Consider the following 24,987-nt stretch of genomic DNA (forward strand, 5'->3'; position numbering starts at 1 on the left):
CTCACCTATTCCTAGTCCAGTTCATTATCAAGGTCGTTCGATTGGGCAGGACCGCCCTGAACCACCTGCGGCTTGTTATATTTAGGGCTGAGCTGGATATACAGCACGGCCATCACTACGCCGATGACCCCCAGCGCCACCAGATTGAAATTGGTAAAGGCGGCGGTGACAAAACCGGCGTAGAAGAACGGCATCAGATAGCCGGCACGCATCATATTGATCACCATGGCGTAACCGACCACGACGATCATGCCGCCGGCGATATTCAGGCCGGTGGTCACCACTTCCGGGATGGAGTTCAGCAGCGCGTGCACCCCGGCGGTACCGACGGAAACCGCAACGATCACGGCCGGAATGGCGATACGCATCGCCTGCAGCAGCAGGGCGGAGACGTGCAGCCAACTGATGGCGCGCAGGCTGCCGCGCTCGGCCGCGCTGTCCGCCGCGTGCTGGAAGGCGACGGTCAGCGTACGCACGATGATGGTTAAGACCTGGCCCGCCGCGGCCAGCGGAATGGCCAGCGCGATACCGGCGCCGACGCTTTGTCCGCCGGCGATAACCAGGATGGTGGAAATAATGGAGGCCAGTGCGGCATCGGGCGCAACTGCGGCGCCGATGTTCATCCAGCCGAGGGCGATCATTTCCAGCGTACCGCCGATAATGATGCCGGTTTTCATATCGCCGAGGATAACGCCGATCAGCGTACAGGCGACCAGGGGGCGGTGAAACTGGAATTCATCCAGCACGGAACCCATGCCGGCAATACAGGCAACGATAAATATCAGTACAACCTGAAGCGTGGTTATCTCCATTGCACTTCTCCTATTGACCAAGAGCGCTGAGTAGAATAATGACGGCTGTCGCCATTAATTAAGTTTGTTGATCAGGTCCATCATTTTTAAACGCGTATCGGACGAGACCTTACGGACTTCCAGTTCAATGCCGCGTTCATTGAGTTTTTTAAACGCCTCAATATCTTTCTCATCCACCGACACGGCGTTGTTCACCTGGGTTTTTCCCTGACGGAACGCCATACCGCCGATATTGACCGACTTTATGTCAACGCCGTCTTCTACCAGACGCCAGACGTCGGTCGGGTTGGTAAACAGCAGCATCACGCGGTCATTGGCGTATTTCGGGTTGTTCCACACGCGGATCATTTTTGCCACATCGACCACGTGGGCGGTGACGCCCGGCGGCGCAACCTGGGTGAGCAGGGTTTTGCGCACGTGGTCGGCGGCGACTTCATCGCTGACCACGATAATGCGCGACACATTGGTTTCCTTGGTCCAGCGGGTGGCGACCTGGCCGTGGATCAGGCGATCGTCAATGCGCGCCAGGCCGATTTTCATATGGTCGTTAGGGCCGAGGGCAACGGCGGGCGCGGCCTTGGCCGGAGCGGGCGAAGGGGCGGCGGGCGCGGGGCTTTCCTCCGGCGGTTTTTTTAGCGCTTTCACGCCTTCGCGGCCGGTTTCCACCGCGATGGCCACCAGCTCATCAAAGCCCGGATCGTCATCGCGCGCCATAAAGGTTTCTACCAGCATGGGAATGTTAACGCCGGTGACCACCTCATAATTCTGCTGGTCGACGGCGACCCGGCTGGCAGCGTTGAACGGACTGCCGCCCCAGGTATCCACCAGAAACAGCACGCCGCCGCTGGTATCAAGGCCGCTGATTTTTCCCTGGTATTTTTCAATTAAAGTTTCGGCATTCTCTCCGGGAACGAAATCGATAAAGGCGACGTTGTCTTGTTCGCCCAATAGCATTTCCGCCGTTTTCAGCAACTGCTCTGCGGCGCTCCCGTGTGTGCCGATGATAATAGCTATTGCCACTCGCTACCTCCTCGTTAAACCTCAGGTACAGATCGTTGTTTTTGCCGTCTTCCTGACGGTCAGTTTCACGGTTCAGATCCATTATGGGTGAAATTCGGCAAGGCAGAGTCGGCCCTGGTCGTACAGCGTTAGCCGGCCGGCCGGATAGACCGCTGCTTTCGTCATTTATTTTAGTGGGCGAAAAAATAAATAGTGTGACGCTGCTCCGCTATTAACTAAGAGAAATCGCATGTTTTTTCAGCTTGTTGACAGATCAACACGGCGATTTAAAATTGGCTTGGACAGTAAAATTTTTCCTGATAGAGTATCCGCTTCTTTCATTATTAGGAGTGAAGGGCCTCAGCCCACCCTATGGACTGTCACCGAAGTCGCTGTTTTCCAAGGTTATACCCGCCACCTGCTGGCATCACACAAGCAATCACGGCCGCCCGGCCATATCCCGGTACTACCACCCCGAACTTTTGCTATTTCCGCCGCACTGCGTCCGACATGCGATTCATCGCCCCTGCGCGTCGCTTAGCTAATCTGTCTTTTTCCGGAGTCTGACATGGAATTTTTAATGGACCCCTCAATTTGGGCAGGGTTACTGACCTTAGTGGTATTGGAGATCGTACTGGGTATCGACAACCTGGTGTTTATCGCCATTTTGGCGGACAAACTGCCGCCGAAGCTGCGGGATAAGGCACGAATTCTGGGCCTGTCGCTGGCGCTGATTATGCGCCTGGGGCTGTTGTCGGTGATTTCGTGGATGGTCACGCTGACCACGCCGCTGTTCAGCGTGGCGGAGTTCAGCTTCTCCGGCCGCGATTTGATTCTGCTGTTCGGCGGTGTGTTCTTGCTGTTTAAGGCCACGATGGAACTGCACGAGCGGCTGGAAGGGCGCTCGCATCAGGATGAGGGCAACCGCGGTTACGCCAAATTCTGGGCGGTGGTGGTGCAGATTGTGATCCTCGACGCGGTGTTTTCACTGGATGCGGTGATTACCGCCGTCGGCATGGTAAACGATTTGCCGGTGATGATGACCGCGGTGGTGATCGCTATGGCGGTGATGCTGCTGGCGTCCAAGCCGCTGACCAATTTCGTCAATGCGCATCCGACCATTGTGGTGCTGTGCCTGAGTTTCCTGCTGATGATCGGCCTGAGCCTGATCGCGGAAGGTTTCGGCCTGCATATTCCGAAAGGCTACCTGTATGCGGCGATCGGCTTCTCGATTCTGATCGAGTTGTTTAACCAGATTGCGCGTCGCAACTTTATCAAGCATCAGGAACGTCGGCCAATGCGTGAGCGCACCGCAGAAGCCATCATGCGTTTGATGGGGCAGCAGCGCGCACAGCAGCAGGCGACGGAAGACGTACTGATGCCGGTGGATGAAACCTTCGCGGAAGAAGAGCGCTACATGATCAGCGGCGTGCTGACGCTGGCCTCGCGATCGCTGCGCAGCGTGATGACGCCGCGTACCGAAATTTCGTGGGTTGACTGCGATCGCTCACGCGATGAGGTGCGGGCACAGCTGCTGGATACGCCGCACAGCCTGTTCCCGGTGTGCCGGGATGAGCTGGATGAAGTTATCGGCGTGGTGCGCGCCAAGGATCTGCTGGTGGCGCTGGAGCAGGGCGAGGATATCGCCGAGTTTGCCGCACGCACGCCGCCGATCGTGGTGCCGGAGACTATGGACGTGATTAACCTGCTGGCGGTGCTACGGCGCGCCAAAGGCCGTCTGGTGGTGGTCACCAACGAGTTCGGCGTGGTGCAGGGGCTGGTAACGCCGCTGGATGTGCTGGAGGCCATTGCCGGCGAGTTCCCGGACGAGGATGAAACACCGGATATTGTGGTCGACGGCGACAGCTGGCTGGTTCAGGGCGGCGCGGATCTGCACTCGCTGGAGCAGGCGCTGAACTGTCAGGATTTGGTGAGCCCGACGGAGGACTACGCCTCGCTGGCCGGCTTCCTGCTGTCGCACTACGGCCAGATGCCGGCGGTGGGCGAGGTGCTGGAGCAAAACGGGTTGCGTTTTGAGATCCTGGCGGCGTCCGAATACCGCATAGAACTGGTGCGTATCAGTCAGGTGATGTCGGCACAGGCAGACCCCGAATAATCCTATCAACCGGAGGCTCAGGCCTCCGGTTTCATTTCTCCTCCGGGCGGGACTCTTCCGACGCGGCGCGCTGATGTGCTTCATAGTGCTGCAGCCACTGCGGGAACGCCTGAATCGGCATCGGCTTGGCAAAATAATAGCCCTGCAGCGCATAGACCTGACGCAGACACAGGTAATCGGCCTGTTCGGCGGTTTCCACCCCTTCGGCCACCAGTTTTAACTTCAGGCGGTGGGCGAGCGTGATAATGGTATCGGTGACGGTGGCGTTGATGGCATCGGTGCCGATGGCGGCGGTGAAGGCGCGGTCGATTTTCAATACGTCCGGACTCAGTTTTTTCAGGTAGCTGAGTGAACTGTGGCCGGTGCCGAAATCATCAATTGCCAGCATAACGCCCAGCTCTTTCAGCGCGCGAATGTGCTCGTATTGAATCTCCGACAGCGCGGTGCGTTCGGTCAGCTCCAGCATCAGTGACGGCATAGGGTTGGCCGGCAGCCAGATGCGGCGGATATCGGCGAGGATCGTCTGCGCGTTGAAGTGCTCGGCGGCGACGTTGATGCTGATATAAAACGAAGGGCGCGGCGGGAACAGCGCCAGATTTTCCACCACCGTGGTCATCAGAAAGCGTGTCAGAGGGTTAATCAGCCCGTGCTGCTCGGCCAGCGGAATAAACACGTCCGGCGAGATCCAGCCCTGTCGCTTGCTGTTCCAGCGCAGCAGAATTTCGATGCCGAGACAGCGGCCGCTGGCGCCGTTGATGATCGGCTGGCAGTACACCTGGAACTCGCGGCGGCTGATGGCATGACTGATATGGTAAGACAGGCTCATGCGGTTGGCGGTAATCAGATAGACCACATAGGCGGCCAGCAGGCTGATCAGCAGCGCCAGCGGCACGTGGGCAGGCAGCGCGCCGAGCGCCATACGTTGGGTTGAGGGACCAAACAGCGAGAGGGTAAAAGGGTACAGGCTGGAGGCGGAGGTGTAGCGCAGATCGCCGCGTAGTGTGCTGCTGTCGATGATTTCACGTTTGGCGTACTCCAGGCTCTGTGCGCCGACGTTAAGCACGATACGCTGACCATAGGGCTGCTGCGGCTCCAATAGAAAATCCGACAGCAGATCGATATTGAACACGTGCAGAACGCCGCTGTGGACGTCCTGGGCCTGCGGCGTCCACATGACAAGCGTCGGCAGGCCTTTGGTCACCGACAACGACGGACGCAGCACCAACTGCGTCTCGGCGGTCGGGCGCAGTTGTGGCAAGAGGGCGTCGAGCTGATACTGACGTTGGCCAAATAGGCTGGAGCAGTAAATGTCGTTATCTTTGACCAACAGCACGGAGCGCAACGCCTGATTCTGCGCCGCGCGATAACGCAGCGTCGCGGTCAGTGTACTGCAGGGGCGGCCAACCAACGCCATGGTCTGCCGGGCCTGCTCGCTGGCCGGCTGCAGCAAGCGTTCTATTTTGGCAACGGTGTGTGCCGCTAGCTGCTGCTGGCTGCGATCGATGGTTTTAACTTCCTGATAATAGCGAATGTATAATGAGATAAAGAGGATAGCCAACCCAACCGCGCCGGAGAGCAACCAGCGATAATAGCGGTACTTGTTGACAGCAAATTGGGTCATTAACATCGACGTTGAATCCTTGTTGCGCTAAGCCATCCAATGTACAGCATCGGACTTTCTCCTACCTTCTGATTCTCGGCTAATTTTAGCCATGATGGTAGAGGACGGAATGGTAGCGTAATAATTTATTTCAGTTGGCGTGAACAAAGGGATAAAACGCAGGTTAAACCGGGGATAGAGGCTCAGTATGCTGGGAAAGATGACGTGATGGTGTCACAAATAATTTCCAGTTGATTGAAAATAAAACAAAAACCCCGCCATCTGGCGGGGTTTTCAAAGCTTAGTCACACTGGACTTTTATCGCCAGACCGCCGCGTGAGGTTTCACGGTATTTGGCGTTCATATCTTTACCGGTTTCGTACATGGTCTCGATCACCTTGTCCAGCGATACGCGCGGCTCACTGGTACGGCGCAGCGCCATGCGCGCCGAGTTGATCGCTTTTACCGAGGCGATGGCGTTGCGTTCGATGCAGGGTACCTGCACCTGTCCGGCCACCGGATCGCAGGTCAGCCCCAGATTGTGTTCCATGCCGATTTCCGCCGCGACGCACACCTGTTCAGGGCTGCCGCCCAGCAGTTCGGCCAGGCCGGCGGCGGCCATGGAGCAGGCAACGCCGACTTCACCCTGACAGCCGACTTCCGCACCGGAAATGGAGGCGTTCATCTTATACAATGCGCCGATAGCGCCGGCAGCCATAAAGTAGCGGATATAGATATCCGGGCTGACCGATTCAATAAAATGGTCGTAATAGGCCAGCACCGCCGGCACGATGCCGCAGGCGCCATTGGTCGGCGCGGTAACCACGCGGCCGCCGGCGGCGTTCTCCTCATTGACCGCCAGGGCAAACATATTGACCCAGTCGATCACGTTCATCGGGTCGTTGGAGAGTTTGTCGGAGGCGACCAGCATGCGGCGCAGCGCCGAGGCGCGGCGCGGTACGCGCAGCGGGCCGGGCAGTACGCCTTCGGTATTCAGACCGCGGTCGATACAGGCGCGCATGGTCTGCCAGACGTTGCCGAAGTAGGCTTCGATATCCTGCTTACTGTGCAGCGCCAGTTCGTTTTGCATCACCATGCCGGACAGTGACAGACCGGTGTTATGGCAGTGTTCGAGCATTTCACGCGCTGAATGGAAAGGATAGGGCACCGTGACTTCGCTGACGTCGGCTTTGCCAAAATGCGCCTCGTCGACGATAAAACCGCCGCCGATGGAATAATAGGTGTTGTTGTAGACTTCTTTATCACCGGCGAAGGCGTGGATGCACATACCGTTTTCATGCAGCGGCAGGTTGTCGCTGCGGAACACCATGCCGCCGTCGCGCGGGAAGTCGACTTCGTGCAGGCCGCCTGCCAGCATCAGGCGTTGGCGCTGTTCGACATCGCGAATAAAGCCCGGAATGCCGTCAATATCCACGCTGTCCGGCAGGTTGCCGGCCAGGCCGAGAATGATGGCGATATCGGTGTGGTGACCTTTACCGGTCAACGAAAGTGAGCCGTAAACATCAACGGCAACACGCGTGATAGAAGGCATCAGGCCTTTATTTACCAGATCGTCGACAAACTGTTTGCCGGCTTTCATCGGTCCAACCGTGTGAGAGCTGGACGGGCCGATGCCGATCTTAAACATGTCGAAAACGCTAATCACGCTAGTACTCCTTAAAGAGGCATATTGTTATGGCTGCGGCGGTTAAAAACCGCGCAGGGAACAGCGATATTGTAAAGAGGCCTTACGGGTTTGGCGCTCTTTTTCGCATGAAATAAAATAATCCGTGGCGTCACAAAATGGGTGATGGCGACGGGCATGGCGCCAGCCGTGAAACAGCGCCGCACTGAGTTTCTCTCGGGCCATCGCGTCGGCGCTCCTTTAACCGCACGCGGCGGCATAACCCTATTTGCGTAGATGTTTATGCCGACTGACCGTATTTTACAGGCATATCGTAATGTTTAAGAGAGGGTTTACAGTTTTTTTAAAACCTCAATGACCTGCAAGATAGTTGAATTGGCAGGCCGATGAAGTGATGGCGATCGCTTTCGTGCCGAAACCCGGAATAGTCCGTGAGCGGGATGTGATGGCGATCACTTAAAGGCGGGACTACAGGCTGACCTGCTGCGCCAGACGACGGATGATGGCGGCGGTCAGTCCCCAGACGAAGCGGCGCTGATACCAGGACAGATACACCCGGTGGCGATAGCCGTTGCGGTGAATATCCAGCGGGTAATAGCGTGACAGCGTCAGGGCTTCGTGCAGCGGCATTTCGAACACGTCCGCCACTTCGCCCTCATTGGCGTGAAAGCGGACATCGGCCGGCACCAGGCCGACGATCGGCGTCACGCGAAAACCGCTGCTGCTGTCGAGCGGCGCCATCTGGCCGAGCACCTGCACCGCGGCGGGCGGAATGGCGACTTCCTCCTCGGCTTCGCGCAGCGCGGTGGCAATCAGCGAAGCGTCTTGCGGATCGGCCTTACCGCCGGGAAAGGCCACCTGCCCGGCGTGTTTGCGCAGCGTATCGGCGCGGCGGGTCAGCAGCAGCGTCGGTTCCTCCCGGCAGACGATCGGCACCAGCACTGCGGCGGCGCGTATGCCGTGTGATGTTTGCACCGACTGCGGCTGCTGCAGCTGAAAACGGCTGACAAAATCGGCCAGCGAAGCGGGATAGGTCGGTGGGTTCACGAAGGATTAAACTCCCCCAGTTGCGGTAAGATTCGGCCTACTTTATCAAAAGTTTCCTGATATTCCGCCTGTTCCTGACTGTCGGCCACGATGCCGCCGCCGGCGGCGCAGTGAATACGGCCGTTTTCGGTCATCAGCGTGCGGATGGCGATATTGGTGTCCATGGTGCCGCAGGCGCTGATATAGCCGATGCTGCCGCAATAGGCGTTGCGCCGCTGCGGCTCCAGCTCCTCGATAATCTCCATCGCCCGCACCTTGGGCGCACCGGTAATGGAACCGCCGGGAAAACAGGCGCGCAGCAGTTCGCTGGCCGGCGTGGCAGCCGGCAGCCGGGCGGTAATGGTGCTGACCAGATGATGCACCGCGGGGAAAGGTTCGACGACGAACAGTTCGGGAACGCGCACGCTGCCGGGCTGCGCGACGCGGCCGATATCATTGCGCAGCAGATCGACGATCATCAAATTTTCGGCGCGATCTTTCGGCGATGCGGCCAGCCGCTGTGCCTGGGCCGCGTCCTGTTGCGGGTCGGCCAGTCGCGGCAGCGTGCCTTTAATCGGCCGAGTTTGAACCTGCTGGCGCTTCAGCCATAAAAAACGCTCCGGCGAAATGCTGATCACCGCATTGTGCGGCAGACGTAAAAAGGCGGAAAACGGCGCGCGGTTGCTGTCGTTCAGCCGCAGAAAGGCCTGCCATTCGTCGCCCTGATAAGGCGCGGAGAAGCGCTGGGCCAGATTGATTTGATAGCAGTCGCCGCTGCGCAGGTAATGTTGAATACGTTGGAATTTCTCGCCGTATTGCGCCCGCGTCATGTTTGCCTGCCAGGGGCCGCTGAGCTGGAACGCCGCCGTCGGCGCGGGCTGTTGATGACTCAGCCATTGCCAGCGCTGTTCGATATCGCCGTAGCTCAGCAGGGTAAGCCGCTGCCGGTGATGATCGGCAATCAGCGCCCAGTCATAAATGCCGACGGCCATATCCGGCAGGGTCAGTTCCGCCTGGGCCCGCGTCGGCAGCGTTTCCACCCGCCGCCCCAGATCGTAACCAAACAGCCCCAGCGCCCCCCCTGAAACGGCAGTTCATCGTCGGCCGACGGCGTGAAAGGCAGTGCGGACAGCTGCTGTTGCAGCAGAGTAAAAGGGTCGTCCGTCGAACTCAGGCTGTCGCCGTCACGGCGGATTTCCGTTACCGCACCACGGGTGGTCAGCGTGACTCTGGGGTCGGCCACCAAAATATCAAATCGGTTATGCGAGTGCTCGGCAAAGCCGGAATGCAGCAGCATGGCCCAGGGCTGCGCGGACAACGGAGAAAACAGTTGCAGCAGCGTATCGCGGGTATAGGGCAAGGATTTAAGGTGCGGAGCGGTGGCTGTCATGAATTGTAATAAACCTGGCTAACGGAACGTCGGGGGGGTGGGGCGTTAGTTTGCCACATCAGCGCGCTTTGCGCATGTTTGCTGCTCAGGAAAGCGGGTAGTCTGCTAAGCATTTTTTGCTCCTTAAACGAAATGTAAATATGCAAAAATTTATAAATATTTACACGGCAATTACATTGTCCTGCGTGACGACAGCGTCTCTGGGGCATTGCTGCGCTATGACGAGCTAACTGGCGACGCCCGTGACATGTAATAGCAAACAGGTCTGTTTTCCGCCTGATAATAAGCATATAGAGCAAAATTATGTCGTTAATGCTGAGCGTTATCGTCCCGATGCATAATGTGGGCGAATTACTGGAGCCATTTCTTGCGTCTTTATTGGCGCAACAGGAACAACGTCTGGAAGTTATCATTGTTAATGACGGTGCCACCGATGGTTCTGCGGAAATAGCGCACAGCTATGCCGCACGTTATGCACATATTCAGGTGATCGATCAGGTTAATGCCGGCGTTTCCGTCGCGCGCAATCGCGGCCTGGCGGCGGCGCGTGGTAAGTATGTCGCGTTCCCTGATGCCGATGATTTATTGTCGCCGGCGATGTACGCCACATTAATTGAGCAGGCGGAAAAACATCAGCTGGATGTGATGCAGTGCAACGGTGAACGTTATTTCGAGCACAATGGTGAGTTGCTACCGATTATTCCGCCGCAGCGTTTGGCGTCCACCGACGTTATTAGCGGGCCGCGATGGTTTGAGCGCGCATTAAATTCGCGAAAATTTATCCACGTGGTGTGGCTGGCGATTTATCGGCTTGATTTTATTAAGCAACACCGGCTCTATTTTGAACCGGGCTTACACCACCAGGATATTCCGTGGACCACGGAGGTGATGTTTAACGCCAAACGGGTGAAATATCTCAGCACGCCGCTGTATCGCCAGCGCGTACACGGCCAGTCGATCAGTAACCGTCGGCGCACCGGCGCGGCGAATGTCGACTACCAGCGTCATTATATGAAGATCATTGAGATGCTGGTGGCGCTAAATCAACGCTACGCCGATCGTATCGCCATCCGTCCGGCGTTTCACTGGCAGATTACCCGCGAGGCGCTGGGAATTTGCCACAGCGTTCGCCGTGAGCCAGAGTTGGCGGCGCAGCAGCAAATTGTGCGTGAGTTCTATCAGCGAGGCATGGACGTTATTATGACGGCCAATGCACGCGGAATGAAACAGGGCTGGCATGTGCTGCTGTGGCGCCATCGCCTGAAACAGTGGCGGCGCGAGGATGCCGGCTATTCCCAGGCGGCGTGACCCCAGGCTTGCGACGGCGGCGGCGCGCGGTATAATCCCCCTCCAAATTTGCCGGAGATAAAGACATGCTTGGAATGCCGTCGCTGAACCACCAGGAACAGCAGGAAGCCGCAGAGCGTATCCATCAACTGATGGAGCAGGGCATGAGCAGCGGCGAAGCCATCGCCCGCGTTGCGCAGGAGATTCGCGAAAAGCATCAGGGAGAGCGGGTTGCCGTGCTGTTTGATGAGGAGGACGCCGACGACGGTGCGTCCGAGTCCGAGGTGCAGGACCGCGAGGATGTCGAGCCGCAAGGCGAAGACGACGACGATTACTGATGTGCTATCCGGGCGCCGCGACCTGCAGCGCCCGCTATCTGGGTTAACCTTGCACCACAACCGCCGCCGCTGCCTGTTTGGCCCGTTCCACCGCCTGTTCGGTGGTGTCACCGCAGGCCAGCGCGACGCCTAAACGCCGCCGGCCGGTAATCTCCGGCTTGCCGAACAGACGCAGCTGATTGGTGCCGTCCAGCGCCAGTTCCAGACCGCTAAAACGCAGATCGCCACTATCGAGCGTCGGTAAAATCACGGCGGATGCCGCCGGGCCAAACTGGCGGATGGCGCCGATCGGCAGGCCGAGAAAAGCGCGCACGTGCAGCGCAAATTCCGAGACATCCTGTGAAATCAGCGTGACCATGCCGGTGTCGTGCGGACGTGGCGATACCTCGCTGAAAATGACGTCGTCACCGCAGACAAACAGCTCGACGCCGAACAGGCCGTAACCGCCAAGCGCAGTGACAACCTGGGTGGCAATCTGCTGCGCTCGCGTCAGCGCCAGGGCGGACATCTGCTGCGGCTGCCAGGATTCGCGATAGTCGCCGTCTTCCTGACGGTGGCCGATGGGCGCGCAAAAATGCACGCCGTCAACGGCGCTGATGGTCAGCAGGGTAATTTCAAAATCGAATTTAACCAGCCCTTCCACAATGACCCGTCCGCCGCCGGCGCGGCCGCCACGCTGGGCATAATCCCAGGCGGCGCTCAGTTGGGAGGGGGCGCGCAGCAGGCTCTGGCCCTTACCGGAAGAGCTCATTACCGGTTTGATGATGCAGGGGTAACCGATGTGCGCGATCGCCTGCCGGCAACTCTCCTCATCGTCGGCAAAGCGGTAGGTGGAGGTAGGCAGCCCGAGCGTCTCTGCCGCCAGACGGCGGATGCCTTCGCGGTTCATGGTAAGGCGGGTGGCTTCGGCGCAGGGGACGACCCGGTGGCCCTGTTGCTCCAGCTGCACCAGCATCGCGGTAGCGATGGCTTCAACCTCCGGCACGATATAGTCGGGGCGTTCCTGTTCAATAACGGCTTTCAGCGCTTCGCCATCCAACATATTGATCACGTGGCTGCGGTGTGCCACGTGCATCGCCGGCGCGTCGGAGTAACGGTCAACGGCTATCGTCTCCAGCCCCAGACGCTGGCATTCGATAGCCACTTCTTTCCCCAACTCGCCGGATCCGAGCAGCATGACACGGGTGGCGGCGGGGCGCAGAGCGGTTCCAATCGTTAGCATAATTTCGTACCTGATGTGAAAGTGAAGCCAAATACAAATCAGCGCGCAGTATATACGAAAACGATTGCGTTGCCAGCCGGCGCGCCCGCCGGCCGACAGCCCGTATAGGCGGCAGAAACGAAAAAATTTGCCCTGTAGGCATGATTATGCGTTAATAATCAGCGGTGAAAGAAGACCTACATAACGCAGGGGCTTCGCGCCGTAAGTGCCGTAAAGGCAGGTTTATCAAGTAAAGGAAAGTCAAATGGCTAAGATCACTGGTCACGTAAAATGGTTTAACGAAAGCAAAGGCTTCGGCTTTATCACTCCAGCCGACGGTTCTAAGGACGTTTTCGTTCATTTTTCCGCAATCGTTAGCGATGGCTTCAAGACTCTGGCAGAAGGCCAGCAGGTTGAGTTCTCCATCCAGGACAGCCAACGTGGCCCGGCTGCAGCCGATGTTGTTGCTATCTAATTAGCGACCCGCTGCTGAAAAACCCGCTTCAGGCGGGTTTTTTTATGCGTATTCGCCGGGAACGGCCGCCAGGTATTATGACGCCGCCGGGCCTTCTCTGTTATCATCTGCCCCCAGAATAAGCTGCCGACCGGCAGCGTCGCCTTTTCATCCGCCTATAAGAGTTTATCGCCGTGAGCACAGTTTCCTTTTCTTCCCTGCCGCTGCCAGCCGCACAGTTGGCCAACCTCAACGAACTGGGGTATGCCGCCATGACGCCGGTGCAGGCCGCGGCACTGCCCGCTATTTTGCAAGGGCAGGACGTACGCGCCAGAGCAAAAACCGGCAGCGGTAAAACGGCGGCGTTCGGCATCGGCCTGTTGGATAAAATCAATGTCGGGCAGGTGGCGACGCAGGCGCTGGTGCTGTGCCCGACGCGTGAACTGGCCGATCAGGTCAGCAAAGAGCTGCGCCGTCTGGCGCGCTTTACCCAGAATATTAAAATCCTGACGCTGTGCGGCGGCCAGCCGATGGGGCCGCAGCTGGATTCGCTGGTGCATGCGCCGCATATCGTGGTGGGTACGCCGGGGCGGGTGCAGGAACACCTGCGGAAAAAAACGCTGCAGCTGGACGCGCTGAAGGTGCTGGTGCTGGATGAGGCCGATCGTATGCTGGATATGGGGTTCGCCGACGATATCGACGACGTGATCGCCTACACGCCGCCACAGCGCCAGACGCTGTTGTTTTCCGCCACTTATCCTGACGGCATCGAGCGCATCAGCGCCCGCGTGCAGCGGACGCCGCTCAGCGTGGAAGTGGCCGACGATGACGCGCCGCTCACCATCGAACAGCGCTTCTATGAAACGACGCGCGACCAGCGTCCGGCGCTGCTGCTGGCCGCTATCCGTCACTATCAACCGGCTTCCTGCGTGGTGTTCTGCAACACCAAGCGCGACTGTCAGAGCGTGTGCGATGCGCTGGAAGCACGTGATATCAGCGCCCTGGCGCTGCACGGCGACCTGGAACAGCGCGACCGCGATCAGGTTCTGGTGCGTTTTGCCAACCGCAGCTGCCGCGTATTGGTGGCGACCGATGTCGCCGCGCGCGGGCTGGATATCAAAGATCTTGAGCTGGTGGTGAACTACGAAATGGCCTTCGATCCGGAAGTGCACGTGCACCGCGTCGGCCGTACCGGTCGCGCCGGCATGAGCGGCCTGGCGATCACTCTATGCACGCCGCAGGAAATGGCGCGGGCGCATGCGTTGGAAGAGTATCTGCAGGCGGATCTGTCGTGGGCGCCGGTGAGTGAACTGAGCGGGGCGAGCAACGCGCCGTTGGAAGCAGAGATGGCCACGCTGTGCATCGACGGCGGCCGCAAGGCGAAAATCCGTCCCGGTGATATTCTGGGAGCGCTGACCGGCGAAGCGGGGCTGACCGCGGCGGAAGTGGGGAAAATTGATATGTTCCCGATGCATGCCTACGTGGCCATCCGTAAAAACAGCGCTCGTAAAGCGCTGCAGCGCCTGCGCGAAGGCAAAATCAAAGGGAAAAACTGCAAGGCGCGCCTGCTGAAATAATTAACCGCGGAGGCCCGCTTGTGCCTCCGCGCGGCATTACTTATACTGTATGTGTATACAGTATTTAAATCTTTTGGGGAATACGCATGGCGGTTGAAGTTAAATACGTAGTAGTCAGAAACGGTGAGGAAAAAATGACATTCGCCAGCAAAAAGGAAGCCGACGCTTACGACAAAATGCTCGATCTGGCTGATAATCTCGGTGAGTGGCTGCAGCAGGCGCCGCTGACGCTGGATGAGGAACAGCGCGATACGTTGAGTTTCTTCCTGGCGGAGCACAAAGAGATGCTGACGCACATTCTGCGCGGCGGGGCGCCGCAGCAGGCGGACGCCAAGGCGGTAAAGCCGAAGAGTGACAAGAAGGCGGCAACAAAAGCGGGAAGCGCGTCGGAAAAACAGGCTGCTTAATCACTATGTTGCAGCATTGTGATAAAAAAGGATCTAAAATGGGCGGTGACATCACTTTCTTCGGCCGTTTCGAGCAGGATATTTTAGCTGGACGTAAAACTATCACTCTGCGTGATGCTAGCGAATCGCATTTCCAACCTGGCGACGTATTACGCGTCAGTCGCCATGAAGACGGGGTGTTCTTCTGTTTTATCGAGGTGCTGTCGGTGACGCCGGTTCGTCTGAACGCGCTGAACGAGCAGCATGCCAGGCAGGAAAACATGTCGCTCGATGCGCTGAGGCAGGTTATCAAGGAGATCTATCCGGGGGTGGATGAACTGTTTGCGATCGTATTTCGCAAACGTTGAACGCCTGCCAGGCCTGATGCCAGTCAGCGCCCTCCGGGTAGTGTAACGACAACTGGAGGGTATATGAGAGCAACAGGATTGGGGCTGGCCGTCGCGCTGGTGGTGAGTTTGGGATTTGTCGGCAGCGCTCAGGCGCAGCAGCATGAGCAGCGTACGGCGAAGGTTGGCCTGTGCAGCGGGCTGCAGGCGGCGGACGTCGCCGCACAGGTCAAGCGAGACTTCCTGCAAAACCGTATTACGCGCTGGGCATCGGATAAAAAACTGCTCGGCACCGCCACGCCGGTTGCCTGGGTCAGCCCGGACGCGGTCAGCGGTGAAGATGACCTCTGGCAGGTGCCGCTGACGGTGCGCGGCAGTAAGGCGGATAAAACCTATCGCGTCACGCTTAACTGCAAAACCGGCGATATCGCTTACAGCGAACCGCAGTAACCCCTGCGCCAGGGCGCGACGAAGGCGCCCTGATTGGCGAATTTTTCCAGTCAACTTGTCTAATGCCTCACACAAATTTTCCCCGCCATACGTTAATTGACAAAAAATCCCCTAATCTGGAGTTTTAGCGGCGTTCCGGCACAGGTGCCCGTTCGCTTTACTATCCATGCGAGGGGATGCAATGAAAAACAGTTGGATGCAGCAGATTCAATCGCTGTTGGGGCAAAAAAGCGGCTCAAACAGCAGTACCGAGGGCATCGGCAAATTGTTGGCGCCCGGTGCGCTGGGCGGGCTGGTCGGCGTATTGTTGGCGAATAAATCCTCGCGCAAGCTGGTCGGTAAATTCGGTAAAAACGCGCTGATTATCGGCGGCAGCGCCGCGGCAGGCGCGGTGCTGTGGAACAAATACAAATCACGGGTGAAAGATACCCATCAGGATGAGCCGCAGTTCGGCATGCAGTCGACGCCGGTCGATCTACGCGCCAAGCGGCTGGTGCAGGCGCTGGTGTTTGCGGCGAAAAGCGACGGCCATATTGACGACAACGAGCGTCGCGCCATTGACGACAGCCTGACGCAACTGCAGATTGGCGACGAAGCGCAGGCCTGGGTGCAGCAGGCGATAGAGCAGCCGCTCAATCCCGATGCGCTGGCGCTCGGCGTAAAGAACGAAGAGGAAGCGTTGGAAGTGTATTACCTCAGCTGTATGGTAATCGATGTCGATCACTTTATGGAGCGCGGCTATCTTGACGCGCTGGCGCGCTCGCTGAAAATTCCCGACGATGTGAAACAGGGCATTGAGGGCGATGTGAATCAGAAAAAACGCGAGCTGGCGTAGCGTCGTCTCGGCGTTGCGGCGGATAAAAGCTGCGGTGCCTACTTGTTAAGGCGGGGGCAATCATGACACCCTTACGTCCATCAATAGACGTAAGTGGATGATTTGGTAATGATGACCCCTCCGAAGGCGGAAAAACGCCCGTATCCGATGACGCTGCACGGCGATACCCGCGTTGATGACTACTACTGGCTGCGCGACGACGAGCGCAGCGATCCGCAGGTGCTGGCGTATCTGCAGGCGGAAAATGCCTACACTGACGCCATGCTGCAACCGCAGCAACCGCTGCGTGAAGCGCTGTATCAGGAGATGGTGGCGCGTATTCCGCAGCAGGAACATTCGGCGCCTTATGTGCGCAATGGCTACCGTTATCAGACGCGCTACGAACCCGGCAACGAATATGCGCTCTATGTGCGCCAGCCGGCGGCGAAAAGCGATGCCTGGCAGGCGCTGCTGGACGGCAACCAGCGGGCGCAGGGGCGCGAGTTTTACACCCTGGGCGGCCTGGACATCAGCCCGGACAACCGCATGATGGCGGTGGCGGAAGATTTCCTGTCGCGCCGCCAATATGATATCCGCTTTAAACATCTGCCGGATGACGCCTGGGCGGAAGAGGTGCTGGAAAATACCTCCGGCAACTTTGAATGGAGCAATGACTCCGCCAGCGTGTATTACGTGCGCAAACATCCGCAGACGCTGCTGCCGTATCAGGTCTATCACCACGTTGTAGGGACAGACCCGGCTGACGATCGGCTGGTGTATGAAGAAACCGACGACACCTTCTACGTCGGCCTGGAAAAAACCACCTCAGAACGCTATATCCTGATCCACCTCAGCAGCACCACCACCTCGGAAATCCTGCTGCTGGACGCCGAACGGCCCGATGCGACACCGCAGATGTTCGTGCCGCGCCGCAAAGATCATGAATATGCCATCGATCACTATCGGCAGACGTTCTATATCCGTTCGAACAGAGACGGCAAAAACTTCGGCCTGTACCAGAGCGACGTTGCGGACGAAGCGCGGTGGCAAACGCTGATTGCCGCGCGTGATGACGTGATGCTGGAAGGCTTTGAGCTGTTCCGTGACTGGCTGGTGGTGGAAGAGCGCAGCGCCGGCCTGACGCAACTGCGGCAAATCCACTGGCGCAGCGGTGAAGAACGGCGTATCGCCTTCGACGATCCGACCTATGTCACCTGGCTGGACTACAACCCGGAGCCGGAAACCGCGCTGCTGCGCTATGGCTATTCTTCCATGACCACCCCGGCCAGCCTGTATGAGCTGAACCTCGACAGCGGTGAGCGCAAACTGCTCAAACAGCAAGAGGTGAATAACTTTACACCGGAAAATTACCGCAGCGAGCGGGTGTGGGTGAAGGCGCGCGACGGCGTAGAGGTGCCGGTTTCGCTGGTGTACCGGGCGGACCGTTTTAACCAGGGTGGCAATCCGCTGTTGGTGTACGGTTATGGCTCATACGGCAGCAGTATGGATCCGGCCTTCAGCGGCAGCCGCCTGAGCCTGCTGGACCGCGGTTTTGTATTTGCGCTGGCGCATATTCGCGGCGGCGGCGAGCTGGGGCAGCTGTGGTATGAAGACGGCAAGTTGTTCAACAAGCAAAACACCTTTAACGACTTTATCGATGTAACCAAAGCGCTGGTTGAGCAGGGCTACGGCGCCGCGGGGCAGGTATACGCCATGGGCGGCAGCGCCGGCGGTTTACTGATGGGAGCGGTGATCAACCAGCAGCCGGCGCTGTTCCACGGCGTGGTGGCGCAGGTGCCGTTCGTCGATGTGGTGACCACCATGCTGGACGAGTCTATTCCGCTGACCACCGGCGAATACGATGAGTGGGGCAATCCGAACGAGAAGCCGTATTACGATTACATCAAACAGTACAGCCCTTACGATCGGGTACAGGCGCAGGCTTATCCGCACCTGTTGGTGACCACCGGCCTGCATGATTCGCAGGTGCAGTATTGGGAACCGGCCAAGTGGGTGGCGAAGCTGCGTGAGTTGAAAACCGATGACCGTCAGCTGCTGTTGTATACCGATATGGACTCCGGCCACGGCGGTAAATCCGGCCGTTTTAAAGCCTATGAGGATATTGCGCTGGAATACGCCTTTATTCTGTCGCTGAGCGAGTAAAGCGGAACGGGCGGCCGGCGCCGCCCGTTCTGTCAGCCAACCAGGTAGTACTTCAGCGTATGCTTCATATCCGGGTTGAGATCGGCGAGATTTTTCAGCATCCACTGTAAATAGCCTGGATCTTCCTGGGCGATTTGCTCAATCAGCCGGCCGCGATATTTACCGAACTTAAAGGTTTTTATCAGCGCCGGCCGTTCGGTGATATCGGCCATCTCTTCGGCGCTCCAGGATGAATCCTTGATAATCCGCTGCAGCAGGGCGGCGGTGACGTAGCAGTCATACAGCGCCCGGTGCGGATACAGCGTATTGTCCTGCGGCAGTTGCACGTCGAGATTCAGCGCATAGCGCAGATACTGGTTGCCGTACTTGATATCCGGATACAGCATGCGTGCCAGCTTGAGGGTGCAGATCCAGCGGCCCCGCATCTCCGGCAGCACGCCGCGATCGAAGGCGGCATTATGCGCCACATAGTAATCACTGCCGAGATAGCGACCAATGGCGACGGCAATACGGGGTTTATCCTCGACCATCGCCTCCGTAATATGATGGATGGCCATCGCATCAATGCTGATGGGGCGGTCCGGGCACACCAAATCGCTCATCGGATTGGCCAGTCGGCTGTCGATCAGATCGATGGAGGCGACTTCAACAATGCCGCCGTCCAGGCCGCAGGTTTCGGTATCAATAATGCGTAACGTCATGTCATGCTTTCCTCTTTTGCCTCCCAGCATAACGGTTGTCGAGTTTGTCGCCAAATGTTCGTTGCCTTAGAGGCGCTGGCCGCTGGTGAGAAAAACGCCGAAAGGTGACGTAATGATAAGCAACGCAATGGCTGGTCGTATTCATTTTAAGCAAACGAACGTGAACAGCCCGTTATCCGTCGGAGTTTTCAGGTTTTACCGTTGACCTGATGGCATGCATGGGCTTTGATGAAAGCATCATTCACAGAGAGACGGAAAGCGCAATGGAACAATTACGCGGGTTATATCCGCCGTTAGCAGCGTATGACAGTGGCTGGTTGGATACCGGGGACGGTCATCGGATCTACTGGGAATTAAGCGGTAACCCGGAAGGGAAACCGGCGGTGTTTATCCACGGCGGGCCGGGAGGCGGCATTGCCCCTTATCATCGGCAGCTGTTTGATCCGGAACGCTATAAAGTCTTGCTGTTCGACCAGCGCGGCTGTGGGCGCTCCCGGCCGCACGCCAGTTTGGACAACAATACCACCTGGCATTTGGTCGACGATATCGAACGGCTGCGTGAAATGGCCGGCGTGGAGCAGTGGCTGGTTTTCGGCGGCTCCTGGGGTTCGACGCTGGCGCTGGCCTATGCGCAAACGCACCCGCAGCACGTCAGCGAGCTGGTGCTGCGCGGTATCTTTACGCTGCGTAAACAGGAGCTGTCCTGGTATTACCAGGATGGCGCCTCACGTTTCTTCCCGGAAAAATGGCAGCGCGTGCTGTCGATTCTTTCCACCGAGGAGCGTCAGGATGTGATTGCCGCCTATCGCCGGCGGCTGACCAGCGAAGATCTTGAGGTGCAGCTGGAAGCGGCGAAACTGTGGAGCATCTGGGAGGGAGAAACCGTCACGTTGCTGCCGAGTACCGAGTCGGCGGCGTTTGGCGAAGATGACTTTGCGCTGGCGTTTGCCCGCATTGAAAATCACTATTTCACCCATCAGGGCTTCTTGCAGAGCGACGATCAGCTACTGCGCAACGTGCCGCTGATTCGTCATATCCCTGCAGTAATTGTACATGGCCGCTATGATATGGCCTGCCAGGTGCAAAACGCCTGGGATCTGTCGCAGGCATGGCCGGAAGCCGAACTGCATATTGTTGAGGGGCGGGGCACTCGTTTGATGAACCGGGGATCCTGCACCAGCTGATGCTGGCCACCGATCGCTTTGCCGGTAAAACGGTGTAAGCGCGCGGCGGATGCGGAGAGCCGCATCCGCCGTTGTTGTTATTTGCTTTTCGGTTCGTAAGGCAGGCGTGAGAACTTGTGCGACGCCATCCGGTAGTGGATGACGCGTTCGCGGAAGTAGTCGCGCAGATGTTCCGGCTGTTCACGCTCCACCACTTCAGGAATTACCGGCATATTATAGCGCTCTTTGAACGCCACGCCGGAAGCGGCTAAATCCACGTTAACCTTGTCCATCTCTTCTTTCGAGAGTTCTGCCAGATTGTATCCCACGCTATGCTCCTTACTGATACCGCATTTTATCTGCGCAGAAGGTAATGCACCGCGCGGCGCTTGGCAAGCCTGCTGTGACGCTGCGAACGCCGCATTGGGTAATGATAATTATTTTTATATAGCAGAGCGGCTAATGTCATCATTGTTTTCATTTGCTATGTCTATTTGTGTTATTTCAAATAAGAATGATTCGCCTTTAGATCTCCAGCAAGATGAAAATAATTATCATAAATATTAACATTGGCGTGATTTAATTTTAACTAAATGATAAATAAAGGTATTTAAATTAATCATCGCTTGATGTAAATCAACTGTTTTTATTTTGTTTTTGGCAGGGCATAATACGGCACATATAAAACATTGGCCTGCAGAATTAAAAGGAATAACTATGCTGACGCAAGAAATGACAAAGCAGTTGAATGAACAACTCAACCTTGAGTTTTATTCGGCAAACCTGTATTTGCAGATGAGCGCATGGTGTGCGGATAAAGGCTTTGAAGGCGCCGCAGCCTTCCTGAAAGAGCATTCCCAGGAAGAAATGCAGCATATGCAGCGTCTGTTTGATTACCTGAGTGATACCGGCGCGCTGCCAGTGCTGGGCAGTATTGCCGCGCCGCCGGTAGAGTTCGAGTCGCTGGCCGATGTGTTCCAACAGACCTATGAGCACGAGCAACTGATCACCCGTCAGATCAACGAACTGGCGCATGTGGCAATGACCACCCATGATTACTCCACCTTCAACTTCCTGCAGTGGTACGTTGCCGAGCAGCATGAAGAAGAGAAACTGTTCAAATCCGTACTGGATAAGCTGGCCTTGGTCGGCACCAGCGGCAAAGCGCTGTTCTTCATCGATAAGGATCTGAAGAAAATGGGCGCGGCCGGCGAAGGCAGCAACGGCCAGCTGTAATTTTTAGCCCGGAAAAAACCGCGCCAGGCAGACGATGCCGGTGCGGTTTTTTTATGCCTGCCGTTATTGCGGTTATACAGCGAAACGTGCTGCCATTTTGAAAAATAGCAGTGATGTGCTCGACTTGATGATCACTCATCGTTATGATCTAACAGAATACGCTGCCCGGGAGGGGATCGCTGCGTGCGTCATGCACGGTCTGTTCCTGTTCCTGCTGCGTTGCCATCATGCCGGGTTGGGGCTGCTGATTTCCCCTCAATGAATTGAGTTGCCGCGTGCAACGCGGGTCTTCGGGGATAGCGGACTCTGGCGTGGTTTTGACCCGCGAGTGCCCGTAATTATTCGGCAGGCAGGAGCGCCAGGCTGCCTGCACCCCGAAGGCTGACGGGTATTCCATCCTCATCTTCGTATTAAGGGATACCACTGTGATCGGTAAAATTCGCTCCTCATCTCGTCTGCTTGCCACGCTGTTCGCGCTGTTTGTCGGTTTGTCTTCGCAGCAGGTTTTAGCGCATGCCCACCTTAAATTGCAAACGCCCGCGGCGGATGCCACCGTCAGCCCGGCGCCACAGGCGTTGACCCTCAGCTTCTCGGAAGGTATTGAGCCTGGCTTCAGCAAAGTCAAACTGATCGGCCCGGATAATAAAGCGGTCAACACCGGCAAACTGCAGCTGGACGCCAAGGATAATGCCAAAGCCACCATTCCGCTTCCGGAAGCGCTGCCGGCGGGGAAATATCAGGTCGACTGGCACGTGGTTTCCGTTGACGGACATAAAACCAAAGGCCAATACAGCTTTACCGTAAAATAACCGATGACCCTGGCGACTCTGTTTGTCCTGTGTCGCTTCGTGCACTTTACGGCGGTGATGCTGATGTTCGGCATTGGTTTGTTCACCGCCTTACTGTCGCCGCAGCGGCTCTCTGCGTTACTTTCCCGCGATTTGCGTCCCTGGCTGGCGGCGTCGACGCTGGTGGCTGCCGTTTCTGCCGTGGCGCTGCTGGCCGTGCAGGCCGGTCAGATGGGCGACGGCTGGCAGGATACCTATCAGTGGGATGTCTGGCTGGCGGTGCTGGGCACCACCTTTGGTGAAGTGTGGCGCTGGCATCTGGCGTTGTCGGCATTATCGCTGGCGGCGCTGTGGTTGCCGCTGCGCCTGCGCGCCGGGGCGAGCGCCCTGTTGGGCGGGCTGCTGCTGATCAGTATGGCTTTTATCGGCCATGCGGCGATGCACACCGGCCTGCTCGGCACGCTGCATCGTGTTAGCCATGCGCTGCATCTGCTTGCCGCCGGCTACTGGTTTGGCAGCCTGCTGCCGCTGCTGGTCTGCCTGCGTTATCTGCACCCGGCAGCGTGGCGTGCGGAAGCGGTGAGCACACTGATCCGTTTTTCCCGCTGGGGACATCTGGCGGTGGCGGTGGTGCTGATAACCGGCGTCCTCAACAGCCTGATGATCGTCGGCGGGTGGCCGCTGGACGTGTCATCGCCGTATCAGCGTTTGCTGCTGATAAAAAGCGCGCTGGTGCTGCTGATGGTGGGCGTGGCGCTGACCAACCGCTATGCGGTCGTCCCGGCGATGCGCAGCGTGCCCAACCTTGCCCAGCGCGGCGTGGTTTGGGCCTGCTGGAGCGAGCTGGCGCTGGGCGGGGCGGTGCTGCTGCTGGTCAGCCTGTTTGCCACCTATGCGCCAAATTGATATTGCGACTTGCGGTACTCCCCTGAATTACGGGAAAATTGAATCAAATAGCTACTTAAGGTCATCACATGAAACGTGCATTATTAGCCCTCGCACTGCTGGCGGGCGCAGGCGGCGCACTGGCCGCGGAAAGTCTGGAAAATGTCACCAAGCTGGAATTCGGCAAGCAGTGGGCGTTTACCAAAGAGGAAGTCACCCTGCAGTGCCGCAAAGACGGCGCGCTGTTTGTGCTGAACAACAGCACGCTGATGCAGTATCCGCTGAACGATATTGCGCAGGCACAGGTGACATCCGGCCAGCAGCGCGCACAGCCGCTGGCAACCATCCTGCTGGATGACGCCAATAACCCCGGGGAAAAGATGAGCGTCGAGCCGTTCCGCGAGCGTGCACAAACGCTGTGCGCCAAGTGAGGCAAAGCGCCGCGTAGGCTTATCAATAAGTTAACGACTGGCTGAATTCTGTACGCATTTGATGCCGCGTGGAAACTATCACCCGCCGTGCGTCTGGCTGGCAAAAGCCGCCGTGTAGGCTACGCTTAAAGTGCATGGCTGAACAAGCCCTGCAATAAATGCCAACTTTTAGCGCACGGCTCTCTCCCAAGAGCCATTTCCCTAGACCGAATATAGGAATCGTATTCGGTCTTTTTTTAAGTTGTTGATTTTAAATGGTTTATTTTCGATTGTCCGAAAATGTCCGAATTTCGTCCGAATTTCTGTATTCGGTCTTTTATATCATCACGTATTCTTTCCCCCGTGAATCCAGGTATTTTCCCGTCATTGCTTCGGATTTATGCCCTAATAGCTTTTGCGCAAATTCCTTTCCTTTTTCCCGTTCATACAGTCGGCCGGCCAGGCTCCGGCTCTCATGGAACGTCGGCGGGCTTTCTGCAAACTCAATCCCGGCCACCCGCCGTGCCGCGACAAACTTTTTCGTTAATCCATCAGGGTGCAGCGCACCGTCAGGGCTATTTTTTCGAATGCCGGCGCTAATTATGAAATCGGTGGTTCTGGTCAGCCGGGTTACGGCGCTTAAAAATGACATCGTAACGCTCGAGCCACGAATTGAGCGTGTATTCGTGGGTGCCTTTGAGTTTCTCTAGCAGCAGTACCGGCGAGTAATGTTGTTCGATGCAGTACGACAGTGGTATCTATGCCGTTCGCTAAAGCGTTTGTGCGGGAAAATCAGCCAGAGTTATGCGCAGCTGGCGTAGATCAGAGAGGCAATGTGCCAGCTTTAGATAAAGGATTTGCGGAAAACAATGAGATAATTCTTATTAATTGAAGCAATAAACGGAATGCTCACATGAAGTTATTTTTAATTTGGTTATTAATTTGCAGCCCCATGCTGTTACTAGGCAGCATTCTCGGCCTAGAGGCGGTGGCACTGTGGCTTGCTAACACAGCAATCATGACGTTGATTAACTGGTACGTACTGGCGCGAAAACGTGGGAAATATGATGGATGGGATGGCTATGGCGACTAAACCAGCGATTGGAACCATCCTTAACCTTGTAGCGCACGAAAGCCCCTAAAGGGGCTTTTTTTTATCAGCGCCCGGTACTCAAGGATCAGGTCGGCAACATCTGTTT

At 57.2% G+C, this 24,987-nt stretch carries 24 protein-coding genes and 3 pseudogenes; 17 read left to right on the forward strand and 10 right to left on the reverse strand.

What is annotated here, in order from left to right:
* Window positions 1-11: 11 nt before the first annotated feature.
* Both FO014_RS19930 and manX read right to left on the reverse strand, forming a co-directional pair.
* Complete coding sequence (locus FO014_RS19930) at window positions 12-812, reverse strand: PTS mannose/fructose/sorbose transporter subunit IIC (RefSeq protein WP_160030782.1); 801 nt, start codon at window positions 810-812, stop codon at window positions 12-14.
* A 54-nt stretch (window positions 813-866) separates the two neighbouring features.
* Complete coding sequence (manX, locus tag FO014_RS19935) at window positions 867-1,832, reverse strand: PTS mannose transporter subunit IIAB (RefSeq protein WP_160030783.1); 966 nt, start codon at window positions 1,830-1,832, stop codon at window positions 867-869.
* Window positions 1,833-2,379: 547 nt separating this feature from the next.
* On the opposite strand from manX, the gene FO014_RS19940 reads away from it, so the two are divergent.
* Window positions 2,380-3,927: a TerC family protein gene (locus FO014_RS19940; RefSeq protein WP_160030784.1), complete on the forward strand. Its 1,548-nt coding sequence runs from the start codon at window positions 2,380-2,382 to the stop codon at window positions 3,925-3,927.
* A 31-nt stretch (window positions 3,928-3,958) separates the two neighbouring features.
* Here the strand turns inward: FO014_RS19940 and FO014_RS19945 are convergent, their stop codons facing one another.
* From FO014_RS19945 to pabB, 4 genes and pseudogenes are all read right to left on the reverse strand, one after another.
* Window positions 3,959-5,554: an EAL domain-containing protein gene (locus tag FO014_RS19945; RefSeq protein WP_160030785.1), complete on the reverse strand. Its 1,596-nt coding sequence runs from the start codon at window positions 5,552-5,554 to the stop codon at window positions 3,959-3,961.
* 274 nt (window positions 5,555-5,828) lie between these two features.
* Window positions 5,829-7,193 carry an L-serine ammonia-lyase gene (gene sdaA / locus FO014_RS19950; RefSeq protein WP_160030786.1) on the reverse strand — a complete coding sequence of 455 codons (1,365 nt, stop codon included), beginning with the start codon at window positions 7,191-7,193 and terminating at the stop codon, window positions 5,829-5,831.
* Window positions 7,194-7,640: 447 nt separating this feature from the next.
* Complete coding sequence (locus tag FO014_RS19955; protein ID WP_160030787.1) at window positions 7,641-8,219, reverse strand: CoA pyrophosphatase; 579 nt, start codon at window positions 8,217-8,219, stop codon at window positions 7,641-7,643.
* Window positions 8,216-9,588, reverse strand: a pseudogene (gene pabB, locus FO014_RS19960) (aminodeoxychorismate synthase component 1). Before pabB ends, FO014_RS19955 begins: the two are co-directional and overlap by 4 nt.
* A gap of 303 nt (window positions 9,589-9,891) precedes the next feature.
* Here pabB and FO014_RS19965 point away from each other — a divergent pair.
* Both FO014_RS19965 and FO014_RS19970 read left to right on the forward strand, forming a co-directional pair.
* Window positions 9,892-10,896 carry a glycosyltransferase gene (locus FO014_RS19965; RefSeq protein ID WP_160030788.1) on the forward strand — a complete coding sequence of 335 codons (1,005 nt, stop codon included), beginning with the start codon at window positions 9,892-9,894 and terminating at the stop codon, window positions 10,894-10,896.
* 74 nt (window positions 10,897-10,970) lie between these two features.
* Complete coding sequence (locus tag FO014_RS19970; protein ID WP_160031450.1) at window positions 10,971-11,213, forward strand: YoaH family protein; 243 nt, start codon at window positions 10,971-10,973, stop codon at window positions 11,211-11,213.
* A gap of 43 nt (window positions 11,214-11,256) precedes the next feature.
* Here the strand turns inward: FO014_RS19970 and purT are convergent, their stop codons facing one another.
* The gene (purT, locus tag FO014_RS19975; protein WP_160030789.1) at window positions 11,257-12,435 is read right to left on the reverse strand and encodes a formate-dependent phosphoribosylglycinamide formyltransferase; all 1,179 of its coding nucleotides are present in this window, start codon (window positions 12,433-12,435) and stop codon (window positions 11,257-11,259) included.
* A 244-nt stretch (window positions 12,436-12,679) separates the two neighbouring features.
* Between purT and cspE the strand changes: the two genes are divergently transcribed.
* The 7 genes from cspE to FO014_RS20010 all read left to right on the forward strand — a co-directional run bounded on the left by cspE (window position 12,680) and on the right by FO014_RS20010 (window position 18,605).
* Complete coding sequence (gene cspE / locus FO014_RS19980; RefSeq protein ID WP_015672709.1) at window positions 12,680-12,889, forward strand: transcription antiterminator/RNA stability regulator CspE; 210 nt, start codon at window positions 12,680-12,682, stop codon at window positions 12,887-12,889.
* A gap of 173 nt (window positions 12,890-13,062) precedes the next feature.
* A complete protein-coding gene (gene dbpA / locus FO014_RS19985; RefSeq protein ID WP_160030790.1) occupies window positions 13,063-14,445 on the forward strand; it encodes an ATP-dependent RNA helicase DbpA in 1,383 nt (460 codons plus the stop codon).
* A gap of 86 nt (window positions 14,446-14,531) precedes the next feature.
* Window positions 14,532-14,852: a YebG family protein gene (locus FO014_RS19990; protein WP_160030791.1), complete on the forward strand. Its 321-nt coding sequence runs from the start codon at window positions 14,532-14,534 to the stop codon at window positions 14,850-14,852.
* Between the two features lie 38 nt (window positions 14,853-14,890).
* Window positions 14,891-15,199: a N(4)-acetylcytidine aminohydrolase gene (yqfB, locus tag FO014_RS19995; protein ID WP_160030792.1), complete on the forward strand. Its 309-nt coding sequence runs from the start codon at window positions 14,891-14,893 to the stop codon at window positions 15,197-15,199.
* Between the two features lie 63 nt (window positions 15,200-15,262).
* Window positions 15,263-15,628: a protein YebF gene (yebF, locus tag FO014_RS20000; protein WP_160030793.1), complete on the forward strand. Its 366-nt coding sequence runs from the start codon at window positions 15,263-15,265 to the stop codon at window positions 15,626-15,628.
* Window positions 15,629-15,809: 181 nt separating this feature from the next.
* Window positions 15,810-16,463 carry a tellurite resistance TerB family protein gene (locus tag FO014_RS20005; RefSeq protein ID WP_160030794.1) on the forward strand — a complete coding sequence of 218 codons (654 nt, stop codon included), beginning with the start codon at window positions 15,810-15,812 and terminating at the stop codon, window positions 16,461-16,463.
* 108 nt (window positions 16,464-16,571) lie between these two features.
* Complete coding sequence (locus FO014_RS20010) at window positions 16,572-18,605, forward strand: S9 family peptidase (RefSeq protein ID WP_160030795.1); 2,034 nt, start codon at window positions 16,572-16,574, stop codon at window positions 18,603-18,605.
* A 32-nt stretch (window positions 18,606-18,637) separates the two neighbouring features.
* On the opposite strand, the gene exoX is transcribed toward FO014_RS20010, so the two are convergent.
* Entirely contained in the window at window positions 18,638-19,306 is a 669-nt protein-coding gene (exoX, locus tag FO014_RS20015) for an exodeoxyribonuclease X (protein ID WP_160030796.1), read from the reverse strand.
* Between the two features lie 263 nt (window positions 19,307-19,569).
* On the opposite strand from exoX, the pseudogene pip reads away from it, so the two are divergent.
* Window positions 19,570-20,528: pseudogene (gene pip / locus FO014_RS20020) on the forward strand (prolyl aminopeptidase).
* A 39-nt stretch (window positions 20,529-20,567) separates the two neighbouring features.
* Here the strand turns inward: pip and FO014_RS20025 are convergent.
* Window positions 20,568-20,798 (reverse strand): DNA polymerase III subunit theta, encoded by a 231-nt coding sequence (locus FO014_RS20025; protein WP_160030797.1) that lies wholly within the window; start codon window positions 20,796-20,798, stop codon window positions 20,568-20,570.
* Window positions 20,799-21,186: 388 nt separating this feature from the next.
* Between FO014_RS20025 and ftnA the strand changes: the two genes are divergently transcribed.
* The 5 genes from ftnA (at window position 21,187) to FO014_RS20050 (ending at window position 23,809) form a co-directional block, all read left to right on the forward strand.
* The gene (gene ftnA, locus FO014_RS20030) at window positions 21,187-21,705 is read left to right on the forward strand and encodes a non-heme ferritin (protein WP_160030798.1); all 519 of its coding nucleotides are present in this window, start codon (window positions 21,187-21,189) and stop codon (window positions 21,703-21,705) included.
* A 34-nt stretch (window positions 21,706-21,739) separates the two neighbouring features.
* Window positions 21,740-21,967 carry a hypothetical protein gene (locus FO014_RS20035; protein WP_160030799.1) on the forward strand — a complete coding sequence of 76 codons (228 nt, stop codon included), beginning with the start codon at window positions 21,740-21,742 and terminating at the stop codon, window positions 21,965-21,967.
* A gap of 163 nt (window positions 21,968-22,130) precedes the next feature.
* Window positions 22,131-22,514 carry a CopC domain-containing protein YobA gene (yobA, locus tag FO014_RS20040; protein ID WP_160030800.1) on the forward strand — a complete coding sequence of 128 codons (384 nt, stop codon included), beginning with the start codon at window positions 22,131-22,133 and terminating at the stop codon, window positions 22,512-22,514.
* A gap of 3 nt (window positions 22,515-22,517) precedes the next feature.
* Complete coding sequence (gene copD, locus FO014_RS20045) at window positions 22,518-23,399, forward strand: copper homeostasis membrane protein CopD (RefSeq protein WP_160030801.1); 882 nt, start codon at window positions 22,518-22,520, stop codon at window positions 23,397-23,399.
* A 68-nt stretch (window positions 23,400-23,467) separates the two neighbouring features.
* Window positions 23,468-23,809, forward strand: coding sequence for a YebY family protein (locus tag FO014_RS20050; protein WP_160030802.1), 342 nt, complete (start codon window positions 23,468-23,470; stop codon window positions 23,807-23,809).
* Between the two features lie 316 nt (window positions 23,810-24,125).
* Here the strand turns inward: FO014_RS20050 and FO014_RS20055 are convergent.
* A pseudogene (locus FO014_RS20055) lies at window positions 24,126-24,416 on the reverse strand (tyrosine-type recombinase/integrase); the annotation flags it as partial.
* Between the two features lie 285 nt (window positions 24,417-24,701).
* Here FO014_RS20055 and FO014_RS20060 point away from each other — a divergent pair.
* Entirely contained in the window at window positions 24,702-24,881 is a 180-nt protein-coding gene (locus FO014_RS20060) for a hypothetical protein (protein WP_160030804.1), read from the forward strand.
* Window positions 24,882-24,987 lie beyond the last annotated feature (106 nt).

It is taken from the genome of Serratia rhizosphaerae, assembly GCF_009817885.1.
Classification (GTDB): Bacteria; Pseudomonadota; Gammaproteobacteria; order Enterobacterales; family Enterobacteriaceae; genus Serratia_B; species Serratia_B rhizosphaerae.

What these genes read in the sequence shown, in the direction of transcription:
- FO014_RS19930 (WP_160030782.1), bottom strand. Translation starts at nt 812, where the DNA reads ATGGAGATAACCACGCTTCAGGTTGTACTGATATTTATCGTTGCCTGT.
- FO014_RS19940 (WP_160030784.1), top strand. Translation starts at nt 2,380, where the DNA reads ATGGAATTTTTAATGGACCCCTCAATTTGGGCAGGGTTACTGACCTTA.
- FO014_RS19945 (WP_160030785.1), bottom strand. Translation starts at nt 5,554, where the DNA reads ATGTTAATGACCCAATTTGCTGTCAACAAGTACCGCTATTATCGCTGG.
- FO014_RS19965 (WP_160030788.1), top strand. Translation starts at nt 9,892, where the DNA reads ATGTCGTTAATGCTGAGCGTTATCGTCCCGATGCATAATGTGGGCGAA.
- FO014_RS19970 (WP_160031450.1), top strand. Translation starts at nt 10,971, where the DNA reads ATGCCGTCGCTGAACCACCAGGAACAGCAGGAAGCCGCAGAGCGTATC.
- purT (WP_160030789.1), bottom strand. Translation starts at nt 12,435, where the DNA reads ATGCTAACGATTGGAACCGCTCTGCGCCCCGCCGCCACCCGTGTCATG.
- cspE (WP_015672709.1), top strand. Translation starts at nt 12,680, where the DNA reads ATGGCTAAGATCACTGGTCACGTAAAATGGTTTAACGAAAGCAAAGGC.
- FO014_RS19990 (WP_160030791.1), top strand. Translation starts at nt 14,532, where the DNA reads ATGGCGGTTGAAGTTAAATACGTAGTAGTCAGAAACGGTGAGGAAAAA.
- yqfB (WP_160030792.1), top strand. Translation starts at nt 14,891, where the DNA reads ATGGGCGGTGACATCACTTTCTTCGGCCGTTTCGAGCAGGATATTTTA.
- yebF (WP_160030793.1), top strand. Translation starts at nt 15,263, where the DNA reads ATGAGAGCAACAGGATTGGGGCTGGCCGTCGCGCTGGTGGTGAGTTTG.
- FO014_RS20005 (WP_160030794.1), top strand. Translation starts at nt 15,810, where the DNA reads ATGAAAAACAGTTGGATGCAGCAGATTCAATCGCTGTTGGGGCAAAAA.
- FO014_RS20010 (WP_160030795.1), top strand. Translation starts at nt 16,572, where the DNA reads ATGATGACCCCTCCGAAGGCGGAAAAACGCCCGTATCCGATGACGCTG.
- exoX (WP_160030796.1), bottom strand. Translation starts at nt 19,306, where the DNA reads ATGACGTTACGCATTATTGATACCGAAACCTGCGGCCTGGACGGCGGC.
- ftnA (WP_160030798.1), top strand. Translation starts at nt 21,187, where the DNA reads ATGCTGACGCAAGAAATGACAAAGCAGTTGAATGAACAACTCAACCTT.
- FO014_RS20035 (WP_160030799.1), top strand. Translation starts at nt 21,740, where the DNA reads ATGCCGGTGCGGTTTTTTTATGCCTGCCGTTATTGCGGTTATACAGCG.
- copD (WP_160030801.1), top strand. Translation starts at nt 22,518, where the DNA reads ATGACCCTGGCGACTCTGTTTGTCCTGTGTCGCTTCGTGCACTTTACG.
- FO014_RS20050 (WP_160030802.1), top strand. Translation starts at nt 23,468, where the DNA reads ATGAAACGTGCATTATTAGCCCTCGCACTGCTGGCGGGCGCAGGCGGC.
- FO014_RS20060 (WP_160030804.1), top strand. Translation starts at nt 24,702, where the DNA reads ATGAAGTTATTTTTAATTTGGTTATTAATTTGCAGCCCCATGCTGTTA.